At 51.0% G+C, this 17,519-nt stretch carries 10 protein-coding genes; 1 reads left to right on the forward strand and 9 read right to left on the reverse strand.

Annotated elements, in window-relative coordinates; genetic code table 11:
* Nucleotides 1–25: 25 nt before the first annotated feature.
* The 7 genes from WBJ53_RS11830 to WBJ53_RS11860 form a co-directional block, all read right to left on the reverse strand.
* The gene (locus WBJ53_RS11830; RefSeq protein ID WP_338876327.1) at nucleotides 26–835 is read right to left on the reverse strand and encodes a sterol desaturase family protein; all 810 of its coding nucleotides are present in this window, start codon (nucleotides 833–835) and stop codon (nucleotides 26–28) included.
* A gap of 195 nt (nucleotides 836–1,030) precedes the next feature.
* Nucleotides 1,031–2,776: a gamma-glutamyltransferase gene (ggt, locus tag WBJ53_RS11835; RefSeq protein WP_338876328.1), complete on the reverse strand. Its 1,746-nt coding sequence runs from the start codon at nucleotides 2,774–2,776 to the stop codon at nucleotides 1,031–1,033.
* Nucleotides 2,777–2,905: 129 nt separating this feature from the next.
* Nucleotides 2,906–3,769 (reverse strand): sugar phosphate isomerase/epimerase, encoded by an 864-nt coding sequence (locus WBJ53_RS11840; RefSeq protein WP_338876329.1) that lies wholly within the window; start codon nucleotides 3,767–3,769, stop codon nucleotides 2,906–2,908.
* Nucleotides 3,770–3,993: 224 nt separating this feature from the next.
* On the reverse strand, nucleotides 3,994–5,520 hold the full coding sequence (locus WBJ53_RS11845; protein ID WP_338876330.1) for an arylsulfatase: 1,527 nt from the start codon (nucleotides 5,518–5,520) through the stop codon (nucleotides 3,994–3,996).
* A gap of 252 nt (nucleotides 5,521–5,772) precedes the next feature.
* A complete protein-coding gene (locus WBJ53_RS11850; RefSeq protein ID WP_338876331.1) occupies nucleotides 5,773–8,253 on the reverse strand; it encodes a hypothetical protein in 2,481 nt (826 codons plus the stop codon).
* A 218-nt stretch (nucleotides 8,254–8,471) separates the two neighbouring features.
* Entirely contained in the window at nucleotides 8,472–9,956 is a 1,485-nt protein-coding gene (locus tag WBJ53_RS11855) for a RagB/SusD family nutrient uptake outer membrane protein (RefSeq protein WP_338876332.1), read from the reverse strand.
* 150 nt (nucleotides 9,957–10,106) lie between these two features.
* Complete coding sequence (locus tag WBJ53_RS11860) at nucleotides 10,107–13,154, reverse strand: TonB-dependent receptor (RefSeq protein ID WP_338876333.1); 3,048 nt, start codon at nucleotides 13,152–13,154, stop codon at nucleotides 10,107–10,109.
* A 173-nt stretch (nucleotides 13,155–13,327) separates the two neighbouring features.
* On the opposite strand from WBJ53_RS11860, the gene WBJ53_RS11865 reads away from it, so the two are divergent.
* A complete protein-coding gene (locus tag WBJ53_RS11865; RefSeq protein WP_338876334.1) occupies nucleotides 13,328–14,677 on the forward strand; it encodes a hypothetical protein in 1,350 nt (449 codons plus the stop codon).
* A gap of 46 nt (nucleotides 14,678–14,723) precedes the next feature.
* Here WBJ53_RS11865 and WBJ53_RS11870 read toward each other — a convergent pair whose 3' ends face one another.
* The gene (locus tag WBJ53_RS11870) at nucleotides 14,724–15,845 is read right to left on the reverse strand and encodes a galactokinase family protein (protein WP_338876335.1); all 1,122 of its coding nucleotides are present in this window, start codon (nucleotides 15,843–15,845) and stop codon (nucleotides 14,724–14,726) included.
* A 149-nt stretch (nucleotides 15,846–15,994) separates the two neighbouring features.
* On the reverse strand, nucleotides 15,995–17,365 hold the full coding sequence (locus WBJ53_RS11875; protein WP_338876336.1) for a Gfo/Idh/MocA family oxidoreductase: 1,371 nt from the start codon (nucleotides 17,363–17,365) through the stop codon (nucleotides 15,995–15,997).
* Nucleotides 17,366–17,519 lie beyond the last annotated feature (154 nt).

Here is a 17,519-nt window from a genome sequence, read left to right on the forward strand (position 1 = left end):
ACGAAAAGCATTGTCGAGATGAGTTTTATGGATAAACGGCTGTCGCTACTGGCTCAGATTCGGGTTTTACAGCGGTGAAGCGGTTAGCCTGAATGCGATCGTACTCGTTGACGTAATTGGGGTGTTCGGTGTGCATCAGGCGGTCCCAGATTCTGAAATAAAGCCCATAGTTGCCCCTGAATTTGCTATGATGCAGATTGTGATGTACTGACGTATTGATAAACTCGAACAGAAATGAATGCCGAAACCAGCGGGGAGCAACCTCATAGCCCAGATGTCCATACACATTAATGACGAATCCAACAAAGATGAACAGAACAACTGTCAGCAGATGCATGGGAAGCAGACAGACAACAACAACCAGTACCGCACCTTCGGCCACGGCTTCCAGAAAGCTGAAGGAGTAGGAAGCCCAGGGCGATGGATTGGTCGATTTATGGTGGAGCAGATGCGTATACGGAAACAGCCATTTGTGATGTAATAGCCGATGCATCCAGTAAAAATAGGTGTCGTGGAGCACCAGACTCAGCACCAGACTGACTGCAATCCACCAGCCAGGGTAATCGCTTACGTGTTGATATACCTGCGTGTAGTGCCGGAAAGGTGTGTAGAGCACCAGAAATCCGATCAGGGCAAATACGGCTGTGGTTTGAAGCGAATGCAGAATTTCGCGCACAAAATCCTGCCGGACCGCCTGTCGACGCTGAATTTTCGATTTTGCAAAATAAGACGTAAAAAGTCTGTAGAAGAGCAGAAATGGGATGCCTGCCAGTATGAAATACCGAAGTGTGGATACACCAAAAATCCGACCGATAATTTCCAGTGAATGTTCCATGGCAAAAATCTATAATTGGTCATTGGTCAGTTGTCATTGGTAAATATAAACCGGAAAAGCTTTCCTGGGCTCTACTCGTCGGCGATACAATCGCGGATAGGCGATAAATAGTAGCCATTTTTTTTCCTATGCGTCGCAAACGCGAACCTCAGGCATCCGCGATGCAATCGCGGTCCAGTGACCAATAACCAATGACTAATACCCAGCCGCCTGACCGTCTTTTCGCATTTCGCTCGCTCCCCAGTAAATATGATTTACGGAGTCCCAGAGAATGGCCTGATAACCACCGAAGAAGTCCGTTTTGGTCAGGTGATGCCCGCGTCGTTCGAGTTCGGTGCGGACTTCGCTGGAAATACCACTTTCGAGCGCCAGCCGTCCGCCATCGGTCATGATGGTTCCGATGGGTTCACTACTCCCCGAATGGCTGAACCGGGCCGCGTCACCTGCTTCCTGAACGTTCATGCCAAAGTCGATAATGTTGCAGAGAACCTGCAAATGGCCTTGGGGTTGCATGGCCCCGCCCATCACGCCGAAACTCAGAAACGGCTTGCCATTTTTTGTCGCAAAACCCGGAATGATGGTGTTGAAGGGGCGTTTGCCGGGTGCATAAACGTTGGCGTGACCGGGAGTTAGGTTGAAACTGGTGCCTCTATTATGAAAAACAAACCCCAACCCGTCGGGCACCATACCGCTGCCAAATTCGAGCATATTGCTCTGGATCAGGGAAACCATATTGCCTTCGTTGTCGGCAACCGTCAAGTATACCGTGTCGCCAGCGCGTAAGGTTGGGTCGGTAGCGTCGATGCGTTCGGAGGCTTTTTGGGGGTCGATGAGTTTACGGCGTTGGGCTGCATACGCTTTACTGAGCAGAGCCTCAACGGGTATTTTCGAAAAATCAGGATCGGCATAATAGCGGGCCCGATCCTCAAAAGCCAGTTTTTTCGCTTCAACCAAAAGATGTAAATAATCGGCGCTATTGTGTCCCAGGCTTTTCAGGTCGTAGCCTTCCAGAATGTTCAGCATCTGAAGCACCGCAATCCCCTGGCCATTAGGAGGAAGTTCATAAACCATATACCCCCGATAATCGACCGATACCGGATCGACCCAGGTGCTGTGCGTATTGGCCAGATCGTCTTTGCGCAGATAGATCCCGGTTCGTTTGGCGTACTGCTCCATAGCATCGGCTACCGGGCCATTGTAGAATCCATCGCGGCCCTGTCGGGCAATTATTTCGTAGGTTGCAGCCAGGTCAGGGTTTCGGAATAGTTGCCCTTCGACCGGTGCTTTCCCATCGATGAGGAACGTTTTTCGGAAATTGCCGAATTCGCCAACAATAGCCTCATTGTCGGCCAGCCGGTTGGCGGCTACCTGCCACGAATAGGCGATGACCTGTGGCACCGGCACTCCTTCGCGGGCATAGCGGATGCTGGGAGCGAGCAGCGACGCAACCGGGAGTTTGCCAAATCGCTTATGGAGTTCGAACCAGCCATCTACCGCTCCCGGCACCGATACCGATAGAGGGCCATAAAGCGGAATTTGAGTGCGATTGCCCAGCACAGCTTTTAGTTTTTCATACGTGAGCCCTTTGGGCGATCGGCCGCTGGCATTCAGTCCATACAGCCTATGGTCTTTGGCCGACCAGACAATGGCAAACAGATCGCCACCAATGCCGCCGTTGTTGGGTTCAATTACACCAAGGGCGGCATTGGCTGCAATGGCCGCATCGACCGCCGTACCGCCCTGTTTCAATACGTCCAGGCCGATCTGCGTGGCCAGTGGATGGCTGGTGGCTACCATGCCATGTTTGCCGAGCACCGGACTCCGGGTGGCAAAATTAGGTCCGGTGATGCGGTCGCCTTTGCCCGTTATTGACTGAGCAGGCAGCGAATAAACGGCAGATGCGAACAGGAGAGTCGCAAGACCAGTTTGTCGTAGTTTCATAGATGAAGGAGGTCAGTAAAAAAAACTTCCCGAAACGGGGTCGGTCTCGGGAAGTTGGTTAGGCAGTTCCGTAAGTTTCTGATAAGTGGTCAGTCCTAAAAAGTTTTCAAAACCTTTTAGGACTGACCACTAGCCTTTCACTTTTTTCAGATAGGCGATGCTTAGCGGCACCTGAACATCTTCCTGATTGCTCTCGTCTTCAATATAATAATGTTTAATACCGGCTTTTTTTGCTGCTTTCAGCACGGCAGGCATATCGATCTGACCATCGCCCAGTACGACATCGTTTTCGGGAGGTGTGCCACCACTGAGGTCGCCTTTAATACCTTTTTTGAGGTCTTTCAGGTGCATCAGCTTCCAGCGGCTACCGTATTTTTCTAACAGCTTCACCGGATTCGCTCCACCATGCGTAGCCCACAGAATATCCATTTCGAACGAAACATACCTCGGGTCGGTATGCTGCACGATATAATCGAACAGGGTGCCGTTTTCGTAAGGACCGAATTCGTAACCATGATTGTGGTAGCAGAACGTAATGTCGTTGTCTTTCAGGTATTTACCGGCTTTATTGAAAACCTCGACAGCTTTTTTCGCATCGTCGATGGTGAACTTACTTTTTTCGTGGGGTATCCAGGCGCACATTACATACTCAGCTCCCAGTGCTTTGGCATTTTTAACAATGCTCTCGGGGTCTTTAGTAAGTTGGTCGTAGCCAGCGCCGGTTGCGGTAATTTTGATGCCGCGCTGGTCGGTCATTTTTTTGAATTCTTCGGGAGTTAGTCCTTTCGGAGCGCCCCCTTCCATTTCGGTAAAGCCAAGCGCTTTGATTTTATCCAGTGTTGCCGCAACACCGTTAGGAAACTGATTGCGGTAGGTGTATGATTCAACGCCTAACGGGAACGTATAGAGCGGTTTGCCCGACTGTGCCGAAACGCTGGTTAACGTGGCACAGAGCGCAGGGATCAGGAATAATGAATGAGCAGGTTTCAACATACCGTAAAACGATTTAACTGGTTAGTCATTAGTAACGGGTCATTGGTCATTGGATTAGTTGTTGACAATAGCTTTTCAGCTAATCCAGAATGACCGGCCGGTGGCCCGGGTGACTGCATATCTGGAAGATAAAAGCTAGTTTTGGCTTACTACTACTGATCGTCAGTCACAGTGAAAAAAGGCATGTTGCCCGAATTGGCTGCTTTATGGAGCTAAATCAGCGATTATTGCGCATCTTTTTCCCGGATGCGCTGAAGTTGCGCTTTCAATTGCTGAACCCGGCCGGGGTATTGATCGGCTACATTGTGTTTTTCGCCCAGATCCGTAGCCAGGTTATAGAGCTGTGGTTTTGGGTCGTTGCCAAGTTCGGTACTGGTATTTTTGTCGAAGGCTACCCGGTTGCTGGGTTCGATGTATTTCCAGTTGCCTTCAACAACAGACCAGGTGCCCGCATGTTCAACAATGAGAGCCCGACCCGACAGATTACGGCCAAGCAATGCATCCAACTGGTTTTCTGAATCCATTGCATCGGCCTGATTGTAGGGTTGTTTGAGTAGTGCCGCAAAATCGGCCAGAAAATCGACCTGACTGATGGGCGCTTTGGAAACGCCCGCTTTCACTTCACCCGGCCAGCGAACCAGTAGCGGCACACGCGTACCGGCCTCAAAGGCACTGTATTTTCCGCCCCGCAACGGTCCGGCTGGTTTGTGGTCGCCAAGTTTTTCGACTGCCTGATCCTGATACCCATCATCGACCACCGGGCCGTTATCGCTCGATAGCACTACGATGGTGTTGTTGGTCAGGCCTAACCGATCAAGGGTTTTTAAGACTTCGCCCACTTCCCAGTCAAACTCAAGCAATGCATCACCGCGGGGACCAAGCCCGCTTTTACCGACAAACCGGGGGGGCGGAACACGGGGTACGTGGATGTCGTGCGTGGCGAAATAGAGGAAAAATGGGTTTTTCTGATTGGCTTCGATAAACCGGATAGCCTGACCGGTAAACACATCGGCCATATCTTCATCTTTCCAGAGGGCGGCTTTCCCGCCTGTCATCCAGCCAATTCGCCCTACACCGTTCACAATGGTCATGTCGTGGCCATGTGAGTGTTTCATGTTAAGTAGCTCAGGATTTTCGCGCCCTGTTGGCCAATCGCCAATTTTTTGGTTGTAATCGACCCGGATCGGATCGTTCGGATCGAGGTTGACAACGCGGTGATTTTCGACATACACACAGGGCACACGGTCGCCGGTGGCAGCCATGATGTAGGAATGAGTAAAGCCTAATTCAATAGGGCCAGGTTTTAGTTCGCCATTCCAGTCAGGCCCTTCGGGTCCGCCGAGTCCCAGATGCCATTTACCCACAGCCCCCGTCTGGTAGCCCGCTGCTTTAAACACGCCGGGGAGTGTACTTCGCCCCGGCCGGATGATCAGTGAGGCATTGCCTGGGGCTACGCCTGTCCCTTTCTGCCGCCAGGCATATTCGCCCGTCAGGAGCGAAAAGCGCGATGGCGTACAGGTAGCCGAGGTGGCGTAGGCGTTGGTAAAGCGAAGCCCCTGACTGGCCAGCCGGTCGACGTTGGGCGTTTTTATTTTCGCAGTGCCATAGCAGCTCAGATCGCCATAACCAATGTCGTCGGCATAAATCAGGACAACATTCGGGCGTTTGGCTGACTGCGCAATGGAGGTTGTTTCTGCCAGAACCAGTAGAAACAAAAATGCCAGTGTATAGGAAAGGAGTCGTTTTTGCATACCAGACGGAAACGTTAGACTTCTACTGCCACTACAAAGGGTTTTTAGGCAAGTCTATAATGATCAGATCGGGGCTGATGCAGTCCAGTACACAAAAAAAGCCCCGGCAATGGGATTTGCCGGGGCTTATATGAAAGCGATAACAACCTAAAAACGTAGGATTGGGAACTTTATTGTGTGCTCTGAAACAGAATTGAACTTATTTTTCACATTTTTTTGCTGATAGAACCGCATTGGCAGGCCAGCAGCTTTTTATTTGTAGTCTAACAGAGCCGATGCTTCGCAGGGTTTATCGGTTTTGAACCGTATCCAGCGAGCCTGAAAGTCTTTGGGGAATTCATAACTACCCGGTTTCCCTGACGATACCGTGATGGTTTTATACGGCATCCAGGTTCCGTTTCCCATCGGGTCGGCTTCGATAGTGAATGTAACGGATGATGATGCTTTGTGCGAGAGTTGCAACGTTCGCTGATCATAAAAACCAATCAGATAGGGGTCAGAGGCTTCGTTGGCGCTGACCGGGGTGTTTTTCCACGGACCACCATGTCCTGTTGGCTTGCCCAGCTTCCATAAATCGTCGATAGCACCCGCCCAAACGGCCGCTTTTTTATCGTCCGATACCACAATGTGCTCATTTTTACCTGCTAACGGCAGGTTGATGCCGGTCAGAATCAGCAAGCCCCGATACGATGCGTAGTCGTTGATACGCAGGTTATGCGACGCAATGGGCCGGATTTTGGCGTAACCGTCGGCATTTTCGGCGGGTAGTTCGTAAAACGTACCGTGGCAGTTGAACAGGTCACGTTCGGTCGCTACCTCCCGGCAAATCCGTAAGGCGGCCTGATTGGTTAGATTCGTGTAGGTATTGTTGCCAAGTGGAAGCCGCCAGCGACGGCCTTTGTCGTCAATCACCAGCACGCTTGCTTCATCAATCGTTACTGCCTGTTGAGGAATGGCGAATTTTTCATTGACAAACGATTGCATTTCCGGGTCATCTTTGCGAACCAGTTGCATGTTTCCATTCAGTTCATAGTAGCCCAGATCAGACGGTTGTTCGTTGGTATAGGAGCGTGCCGCTACGCCCAGTACCCTGCGATTTTTTCCCAGGCCATATAGCAATCCGCCCGTAGTTGTTTTGGCACTAATGCGGCTCAGCCCCGTAAATATAGCATTGGCCGTTGTGGTACGGGTGTCGCTGGCTGCGTAGAAAAACTGTGCCGACAACGTTGCCTTTTTATCTGATTTTACGCGAATCCACTCACCGGGCGCATTGGCCGCAAAGGCTATGTGGGTAGCATTATGTGCGCCAACAACCAAGGTTTGAAGCGGAGTCCAGTTGCCATTGCCAGTTTTATCGACCTCAAACGTGATCGTTACTTCATGATTTCCGTCGTTCTGCACCCAGGCTGACCGATTGGTCCAACCGGCAAACAGGAATGGTTCGGAGGGTTCGCTGGCTTTCACCGCTTCGTTTTGCCAGACAGCCCCTTCGGCCGTATTGGGGCCAAGTTGATCAGGTGTATTGAGCGAGGTGAACCACAGGTTTGAATTCGACTGGCCGGGTCCTTCGATGTTACCTTTAGCTTTTCGTTTGTTCAGAAATTCTTTCTGAGCCGAATCGTCGCAGCCAAATACCAATTGATTATTCCAGCGGGCGAAATCGCCAATTACTTTCAGGTAGGCTGTTCGGGGCCGGATTCCGGTGGTGTTCGATGCGCTGAAAGAGCCCGGAAAGTGCCAGAACATACCGTGCATCGTCATCAGATAGTCGGGTTGCTGATCGGTGCCGATGTCGCGGATTCGGGGCCATTCGGTATTCCAGCCGTGGGCACCGTCGTAGCTGTGGCTGGCTTTGGGCAGCCGGAAAAAATGCCAGCCCGTAGCGTTGTCGCGAACCCCCAACAGCACCGATTTGTGGTCCCAGCCGGTTGCCCAGATGGGGTCGGTGTCGGGGTTTTTATTGCCATAGATACCACCAGGACCGGTCACTTCCACAAACTGATTTCGACGCACAACGGTCCAGTCTTTGCCGTTCCATTCCGAGAGCGATCCGGCCGGAATATCGAACTGAACCAACGCCCTGGAGCCCGGTTCACCATTGTTGGAATACACCATAACGCCCTGCCCCGAATAAAGCCCTTTGCCATGCGCACCCGGCAGCAGATTTGAGTGCTGGTTGTTGGATTCGTCTGAGCCTTTCGGATTTTTGACATTATTATCTTCGTAAAGCATCGTAGGCGTCAGCGTATTCACGTCGACTTCATAAAACCCTTCTTCCATCGTGCCGTAGTAGATTTTACCTTTCGGATCGGTCAGATGACGGGCGTTGCCAGTATGCCGCCCCGGCATGGTTTTATACGGAATCGTCCGCACGTGGGCTTTGCTGTCGATAGCGTAGGGGCCAATAAACAACTGGTTGCTTTCGGTATGAATCATGCGGTTGGCGGGTGTGCCACCAATGCTTTCGGGCCGCACAATCTGCTTCAAATCGGGCGTTATTTCGTAGAGTTTGTCCGACGAGCCAAAGGGTAGGTGAGGGCCATAGGTAACGACCCATAAATTGCCTGCCCAGGGAACAACTGCGCCAGTACCACATTCGCCTTCGTTGTTATACATGGCCAGATGCGGATAAATACCGCTGTAGGAACGTTGCGTTTTCAATTGCGCGAACGATACCTGGCTAGAGGTAATCAGGAATAAGACGAAGCAAACAGAAAGAATGTTCTTTTTCATGAATTTGATTTTCTTCCGACAGGATTTACAGGATGAACAGGGTTGCACTTTTGATCCAATACCTTTTTTGTGCTCAGGCGGCCCGGTCGCTTCCTGGAAGGGCAACATACGCATTATGAATCGGTTAGAGTACGTTTGAACAGCTTCAATAGGAGCAAGATAGCTTTTCTTGGTAAGGTTATTTCAATCCTGTTCATCCGGTAAATCCTGTCAAAAAATTATTCCCAACCGGGGTTTTGTGTGAGTTTTGGATTAGCCTGGATTTCTTCCAGCGGTATCGGATAGTAGCGGTGTTTCGGTTGTGGTGTACGGGTGGGATACACGTCGTTCACGGCTTTGGGGATTACCGTCAGGAAGGTGTTGGTGCGCGTTAGGTCGAACCAGCGATCGGCTTCGGCAAACAGCTCCCACGAGCGTTCCTGAAGGACGGCCGCAATAAACGCATCTTTGCTGAGCCCCGGCGTCAGGTCGCCTAAGCCAGCCCGTTTTCGAATGGTGTTGATGTAACCATAGGCCAGCGCGGTTGGGCCATTTAGCCGGGCTTCGGCTTCGGCGGCAATCAGGTACACATCGGCCAGGCGAATGATTGGAAAATTGCAGTTATTGGCTTCACCAATCGAATTCGGGTCGCGGTATTTGCGGATCAGCACGCCTTTGGGCGTAATGGGCGTTATATCTTTCTGATGGACGATGGCCCCGGAAACGTCGCGGTAGGTTGTATCGAGTAGCTGACGACGCTTGTCGTTCGGATCGAAGGAGTCGAAGAACGCCTGATAGGCAAACCAGGAACCGTATGATACTTTGGCATAGTCGGGGCCGCTGCTATTTCGGGGACCGGCAATGCCCATCACTGTCAGCCAGCGGCTGGGTGTTACGCGGTCGGCTTCTACGGCCCACATATTCTCGGCGCGGGCAGCATCTTCTTTATCCACATCGAACACGTCCAGCACATTCGGCATCAGTGAATATTTGCCCGAACTGATCGTAGCCTGCGCCATCTGCAAGGCCTTCGCCCAGTCTTCGTTGTACAGTGCCACTTTGGCATACAATCCCTGAATGGCCTCTTTCGATGGACGGCCTTTTACCAGACTGGTCGAGTACGATGGTAGTCCGGCAATGGCCTGATCCAGATCGCTATAAATCTGTTTATAGATGTCGGCCTTCGGACTTTTTGCCACAAGTGCTTCGGTTTCGCTACTACTGGCTTTCGTTTTTATCGGGATCTCATTAAACGCTTTAGTCAGCGTCCAGTGGTATAGCCCGCGGAGGGCATACGCTTCAGCTACAATTTCGGTACGACGCTGCACGTCCATCTGTATCGAAGGTACTTTCTCGATAACCCAGTTTGCGTTTTCAATGCCTTTGTAGCTAAACCGCCAAATACCCTGCGGGCCTTCTGTTTCATGACGACCTGAGTTGCGCTGGGCCGTAAAGTACGGATCGTAGGTAAACAGCGTAATGGTATTTCGACCAACCACGGCGCGCGGATAAGCCTGATCGGCGGCAAAATCTGAAGCCGCTACCAGCGGAAACCCATATAAGTTAATGAGCGAACCCGAGGCTGAGGAAATACCCGCTTCAGCATCCGACGCGGTTTTATAAAAGTTTGTCGTAAAGATGGACGAATACACCGACTCATCCAGCTTGCTACACGAAACCGTCAGGCCCGACAATGCCATCAACAGCAGAAATGGTTTTTTCATGGAAATGATTGAATGATTGAGTTGTTGAATTGCTGAATGATTGAATTACGGTCCGCCATTGCGGTTGAATTACGGTCCGCCATTGCGGTTGAATGAAAATCTGGTGCGACAGCCAATTCATTCATTCAATCATTCAGTAATTCAATCATTTTAAAACGTGACCTGTACTCCGCCCAGATAAGACCGGGCGATGGGGTAGGTGCCATTATCGATAAATTGCGTGGTGGCATTGCCGAAGTTGTTTACTTCGGGATCGAAGCCACTATATTTCGTGATCGTGAGTGCATTGTTCGCACTGACATATACCCGAATCTGACTGATGCCTTTAAATTTGGGCAGCGTGTAGCCCAGCGAGATATTCTTTAACCGAACAAACGACGCATCCTCTACATAGCGGTCCGACAGCGGTAAACGTCCGCCCTGAAAGCCACTGGCGTATTCGTTGTTGGGGTTCGTTGGCGACCATCGGTTTACCAGACCCGCCAGTACATTTTGCTGGCCCAGTGCTGTCTCGAACGTGTAGCGGAACAGATTCATGAGTTTGTTGCCCTGTACGCCCTGCACAAATAAATTCAGATCGAAACCCCGGTAGCGAAACGACGACGAGAACCCAAAAATGTACTTCGGCTGTGCATTCCCCACAATGGCCTGATCGGCAGCCGTAATCTGGCCATCGCCGTTGAGGTCTTTGAGCTTATGACCTCCCACGCGTCCATCGTAACCGGGTAAAATTGTTTCGCCGGTTTGGCTGATACCATCGAACACATAGGTTCGATAAAGACCCATGGGATAGCCAACTTTTAGCAGGGCATAAGCCGACCGGGGCAATTCGTCGATGAGGCCATCGAGGGCCAGGACTTCATTTTTATTGAAGGTAATGTTGGCCGATGCATCCCACTGAAGCCCTCGACCACCACCGGGTAAAATCCGTCCGTTGAGGGCCAGTTCCAGCCCTTTATTCTGAATCGAACCAAAATTACCCGTCAATGCCGTGTAGCCCGACGACATTGGTAGTATCTTCTGGAAGAGTAGATTGTCGGTTCGCTTGTTGTAATAATCCGCTACGAGCGATAGTCGGTTCCGAAACAGGCTGACATCTAACCCAATGTCGACCTGCGTCGAGCGTTCCCATTTCAGGTCCGGGTTCGGAATAGCGCTGGGGTTGATACCCGTAACCGAAACGTGGTTGTAGTTATAATTCAGTCCCGACGCACTCACGGTTGCCAGCGATTGATACGGGTCAATCGCGCCCGCATTTCCGGTAATTCCCCAACTCCCGCGGAGTTTCAGGTCGGAAACAACCGAAACGGACTTCATAAATGGCTCTTCGATGATTCGCCAGGCACCAGCTACAGCCGGGAAAAAACCGTATTTGTTGTTCTCCCCAAACTTGCTCGACCCATCGGCACGGGCCGTCAGATCCAGAAAATACTTGTCTTTATAACCGTAGTTGATTCGCCCCAGATAGGAGTCTAGTCTGGATTTGCTCTTGTCGCTGCCAATACGCTGATTGACGGCCAGCCCAACCGAATTATTCTCTGTAACGTCGTTTGGGAAATTCGATGCCGTTTGCGTATAGCTCTGATTAACGTTGGACTGCGTAGCCAGTACAGCCGTGGCCGTAATGGAATGGTGTTCCGCAATTCGGGTTCGGTAGGTAAAGATGCTTTCGTGCAATAGCGTACGCCCATACGAAATGATGTTGTTGGCGCTACCGCCACCCGATGCCAGTTGCGACTGACTCAGTAGCGATAGAGGAGAATAAAATTCCGATAATGTGTTTCCCAGGTCAGCATTGAAACTAGGACGGTATGTAAACCCTTTGAATAGCGAAAATTCGGCATAAACATTGGCCAGTAGCCGCTGCGTTGTTTGCCGGTTAATGGGCGTAATGTAATTCAGCGGGTTTGTTACTTCCTGATACTGACCATTCATCTGATCCTGAAAAGGAAATACGCTGCCATCGGGCCGGTAGGGCGTCAGCGTGGGCGGAGCGGCTACGGCAGCCCCCAGAACACCCGCGCGGCTACTGGTTACGTCGGAGCCAGTACTGCCTACACTAACGCCCTTATTGATCGAGTAGCCGTAATACAAACTGGTGCCAATCTTCACCCGGTCGCTCAGCCGATGGTCGAGGTTGGAGCGGAACGAATAACGGGTGAAGTTGGAGTTTTTGATGATACCATCCTGATTGAAATAGTTCAGTGAGAGGGCCAGTTGCGTTTTCTGATTGCCACCCGATACCGAAAGCTGATGGCTCTGAATGGGCGCTTTTCGGAAGATCAGGTTTTGCCAGTTAGTCCCCTGGCCCAGCGAAGAAGGGTCGGCGTAAATCGTTCGTTTGTATACCTCGTTTTCGAGTTGAGCAAATTGCCGGGCGTTCAGTACATCCAGCGTTTTGTTCACCTGCTGCACACCACCATAACCATCGTAGCTGACGCGTGTAGCTCCGTCTTTGCCTCGTTTGGTCGTTATCAGTACAACGCCGTTGGCCGCCCGTGCGCCATAGATGGCCGTCGAGGAGGCATCTTTGAGCACTTCAATCGACTCAATATCGTTCGGATTGATTTGGGAAAGCGGGCTGGCGTCGGTGATACCACCGTTGTTGGATACCTGAATGCCGTCGATCACATACAGTGGTTCTGAACTCCCATTGATCGAGTTAGTGCCCCGAATCCTGACGCTGACGTTGCCGCCGGGTGCGCCCGAGTTCTGAGTGATCTGGACGCCCGCCACCCGTGCCTGTAGGCCCTGCGCTACGTTGGCTATGGGCGTTTGCAACAGATCGGCTGCTTTTACGGAGGCAATGGCTCCTGTTGTTTCGATCTTACGCTGTGTACCATAACCAACCACAACCACTTCTTCGAGTGCTTTGGTATCGGGCGAAAGCTGAATAGTAATGGTCGTACGACTGCCAACAGCCACTTCCTGACTCAGGTAACCAACAAAACTAATTACCAGCACAGCTTCTTTTGTTGGAACAGCCAGTTGAAACGTACCTTTGCTATCGGTTACGGCTCCTCGTTTTGTGCCTTTGAGGAGCACACTAACACCCGGTAGGGTAATACCTTTTTCGTCGGTAATCGTTCCCGAAACAATTCGGTCGTCAGTCTGTCTGGAAGGCGGGGCTGGCTGCGCCAGCAGGGGCAAAACCCAGCCCCAAAAAACAACGCACGACAGTAAAAGTTTTTGTCGCATAATATTCAGATATTTATAGTTTTTATGCCAATAGTTCCGCCAGTTGGTGATGGCGGAATGAGAGTATGCAAAGGTACTTTTGTACTATATGGGGAATGTAGGATGGGCCTAACCATTTTGCTGACCGAAATTATGGATAAGGTAACTGCTTAAATGACAGTTTATTGACGTGTATGATTGCGGAAAATGGACAACATGAAAAGGCCGACGTCTTCGATTACTTAGAGGTTTGTTGTCAGCGGGTAAGCGAAACGTTTGGTAAGCCAGATCGGGATAAGTGGACTAACGGCGATTATGTTAATCTGAGTAATATTCTTTTTAAGAAAACTCGTGTACGTATTAGCCCCAACACCCTGAAGCGAATCTTTGGTAAGATCAAAACCGACTCCCGATATTACCCACAAAAGGCAACCCGAGATGCGCTGGCCATTTATCTGGACCATCCTAACTGGGATCATTTTGTGCAGATACAGGAGTGGGCCGAACGGGCTAGCGAGCTTAAATCGCCTGAGGTTTCTTCGGGGCTACTTTCTGATGTGGGTGTACCGCAAGCTGGAAAGGCCAGCCCGAGTACAGCCTGGAAAACACTCTGGCCAGCGCTGTTGCTGGCCGGTCTGGTTTTGCTGGCCGGTCTCTTTTTTTTCCTGATACGACCCACCACCGGCCGCCACGAAGCTGTTTCATTTGTTTGCCGGAACCCATTGGGCGAAAACCCGCATTCGGCGGTTTTTGAACTTCGGCATAACCAGTCGGCTGCGGCCGAATCGCCATCATATATTATTCAGTATGGCGATGGAAAGCGGGAGCGAACAAATACTACCGATAGCGTTTATACGCATTACTACGAACGGCCAGGGCGCTATTTCGCTGTTTTACAACGCGATGGTCTGGATGTTGATTCGGCAATGGTATATGTTCAGACCAAAGGGTGGACCGTAACGGCCAATATGATGCACGATACGAGTCGGGTTTATCCCATTGATATTAAAAATCTTTTTGCTGATGAACGACGAACCGTTAGTGCGCTCGAAGCCGCTCATGCGGGTATCGATACCAACCGCACGTTTTTTATGGAATTCATCAACAGCCAGCCTACGGAAATCGACGGCGACAATTTTGAGCTGACAATGCGTGTAACAACGTCGCAGGATAGGGCGGGCGTTCGATGTTCGCAGGTGGGGCTAACCGTTTGGGGCGAGTCGTCGCAACATTTGTTCGATGTAATGAAACCCGGTTGCGTTCACTGGATCGACTTACAGACATCCGACGTGCATAAGAATGGACACCGCGATGATCTGAGTTTTCTGGGGGCCGATCTTCGCTCGGGAGGAATGCTGAAACTAAACGTTGCTGATCAAAAAGCCCGAATTTTTATTGACAATAAGAAAGTATACGAAACGCAGTATACGAAGCCATTGCGCCGAATCTACGGTGTCAAAATCCGTTTTTCGGGTATCGGAACAATCCATTCGTTTACGCTGAAAGATCTGCGGACGAACAAGTCATTTAGTGGTAATTTTTAATTCCGTACACTTCTGTTTGCCAGTGCGGAAGTGTACGGAATTAACCCTACGGAATCGTACTGTTTAGTAATTCGGCTTGATCCGTAGTCCCTTCGGCTACGGTAACGATATAGGCGCGACCGCCTTCCCGCTCGATGGCTTCCGCTACCTGTTCCGCTTTTTGGGGCGCATACACGAACATACAGCCACCTCCGCCCGATCCGTTGATTTTGCCGCCTAAAGCACCAGCCGCCAGGGCCGCGTCGATCATCCGATTGATTTTAGGCGTCGAAATCTGTTGGGCATCCCGCAAATTAGTGTGATGATCGGTCAGGAGTTGGCCAAGTTTCGCATCATCCAGCGGGGTTTCTGAATCATGGGTTTGCTGAATCAAGGCTAATGCTTCGCGTAAAATATCGCGATTGTCCATATTTCCCTTCAGCAGAATGTAGTCGTCTTTCGACAGATAGGGTTTGAAGTCGGAAATAGCTGCGCTATCGGTCGTGTGCAGTGAGAAAGTAGAGTCGAGAGCCATTAACTGCTTAACAATGCGCAACATACCATGCTTGACACGCCCCAGAATGCCAATGGTATCTTTGGGTTCGCCCGAGTCGCCCAGTACGAACGTTCCCAGCGCGGGCTGGTACGACTCCAGCCGGATAGCTGGTTTCGATTCGAGATAAATAACCCCACCCACAGCCGTAGCATAATGATCCATCATGCCACCCGGTTCGCCAAATTCCAGCACTTCGGCCAGATATGCCAGTTCGGCTAGCTGGTGGGCCGATAAAACCTGCGGATTGTCGGCCAGGCGGGTCAGCACATTCAGCCAGCTAACCAGCAGTGCCGACGAGCTCGATGTTCCGGCATTGATCGGAATTTCGCCCCGAACTTTGCCTTCGATGCCTGTGCTGAACTGAAAACCCTTGCGCAGCAATACATTGATGGCACTCCGAAAATAGTCGCGGTCGTGTTGATAGGTAAGCGGTAAACTGGCCAAACTAAACAACTCCTGGCTGTTAATGTCTGGCAGATTTAATCGAACATGAGGTTGGTCGACACGTTCGGCCGTGATATGAATTCGGCAGGAAATGGCCGCAGCAATGACCGGTAAACCCAAATAATCCTGATGCTCGCCAAACAGGCAGATACGACCAGGGGTCGAAATCGAAACAGGCTGTGTATGCACAGAAGGTTGTGGGTGAGGACCCATAATTTTAATCGTGTTATGCATAAAAGGCAGACTCCTGCCCAGTAAAAAATCATTATTTGTCCACAGAGGCATAAATCCGTTTATTTCCTCTCTGCTACCTCTGTGTCTCTGTGGACAAACAATGATTAATAAATATCATTCAGTCCAAAAATGGGTTTATTGGTTTTCCATTTGCCCCGCGTGAAGTCCGGAATTTCGACGGGCTTGCTGCCTCCGGCAATGCTCTCTTCCGACAAGGGGCTGATGGCACTCCAAACCGCAGCATCATACACATCGATGGGCGGGGCTACCTGGTTTTTGATCGATTCGATGAAGCCACGCAGCACAAAGAAATCGATGCCGCCATGCCCGGCATTCTGGGCTGTTTCGGCATGTTGTTTCCAGAGTGGGTGGTCGTATTTTTCCTGATACGGCGCAAACGACTCCCAACTGTGGGCTTTGGGACTGATGCCTTCCAGATAAATCATGTCGTTGTCGTCCATCCAGATGCCCTGCGTGCCCTGTGCCCGAAAGCCCAGCGAATAAGGGCGGGGCGAGTTGGTGTCGTGAATGATTACGATGTTCTCGCCGTTGGCGCACTCGACAACCGTTGTTACAATATCACCCAGTTTGAAATTGACTTTGGCATTGGGGTGGTTGGCACCGCCATGATCGACTACGTATTTATGGAGTCCGCGGGATTTGGTAGCCGTGGAGGTCAGGTGAGTAAATCGGTTTCCCCGGTTGATGTTGAGCCAGTGGGCTACGGGTCCCAGTCCGTGGGTAGGGTAGAGGTCGCCGTTTCGGTCGACGGAGTGCTGGGTGCGCCAGTGCGCTTCTGAATAGCCTTTTTCGCCGAATTCGACGCCAACACCACCGATTGATTTACCATCGTTGAATTTGATATTGCGCAGGTCGTGCTGGTAACCGCAGTGGGCGTAGGTCATTTCGCCGAACATACCCTGGCGGATCATGTTGAGGATGGCCATCACATCGCGTCGGTAGCATACATTTTCCAGAATCATGCAATGCGCTCCCGTTTTCTCGTAGGTGTTCACCAAATCCCACGACTCTTTCAGCGTAACCGTAGCCGATACTTCCAGGCCCGCATATTTTTTGGCTTTCATGGTTGCCACGGCCATTGGCGTGTGCCATTCCCAGGGTGTCGCAATTACAACACCGTCGATATCGTCGCGTTTGAGCATCTCCAGAAACGCTTCTTTGCCTTTTGTGTAGGCTACCGGTGCTTTGCGTCCGGCTTTTTCAATCATGGCATTGGTGAGTGTAATGGCCTCCGGGTCAATGTCACAGATGGCTGTTACCTCAACATCGTCGCGGTAGAGGGCTTGCCGTACATGACTACGACCCCGCGACCCAACCCCAATAAATGCCAGTCTTACCTTTGAGAGAACAGGCGGTTGATTTGTGGCTAATAACGGATTGTAGAACGAGGGAAGCAAGGGTGCTGCGGCACTACCTAGAGCGGCTGTTCGAAGAAAAGAGCGACGGGTGGTCATGAAGGAATGTAGTTTTAATAGAAAACCAACAGGAGCCGTGGCTTACCTGTCGATCGGAACGAATGTTGAAAATTAACGCTGTAACGGATAGTAATAACTAGTGATGAGGGCGTGTCGTTAACAAAACTAGCGTGATGACCTGCGCAAACGTTTG

Origin of the sequence: Spirosoma sp. SC4-14, from assembly GCF_037201965.1 — a bacterium.
Lineage (GTDB): Bacteria > Bacteroidota > Bacteroidia > Cytophagales > Spirosomataceae > Spirosoma.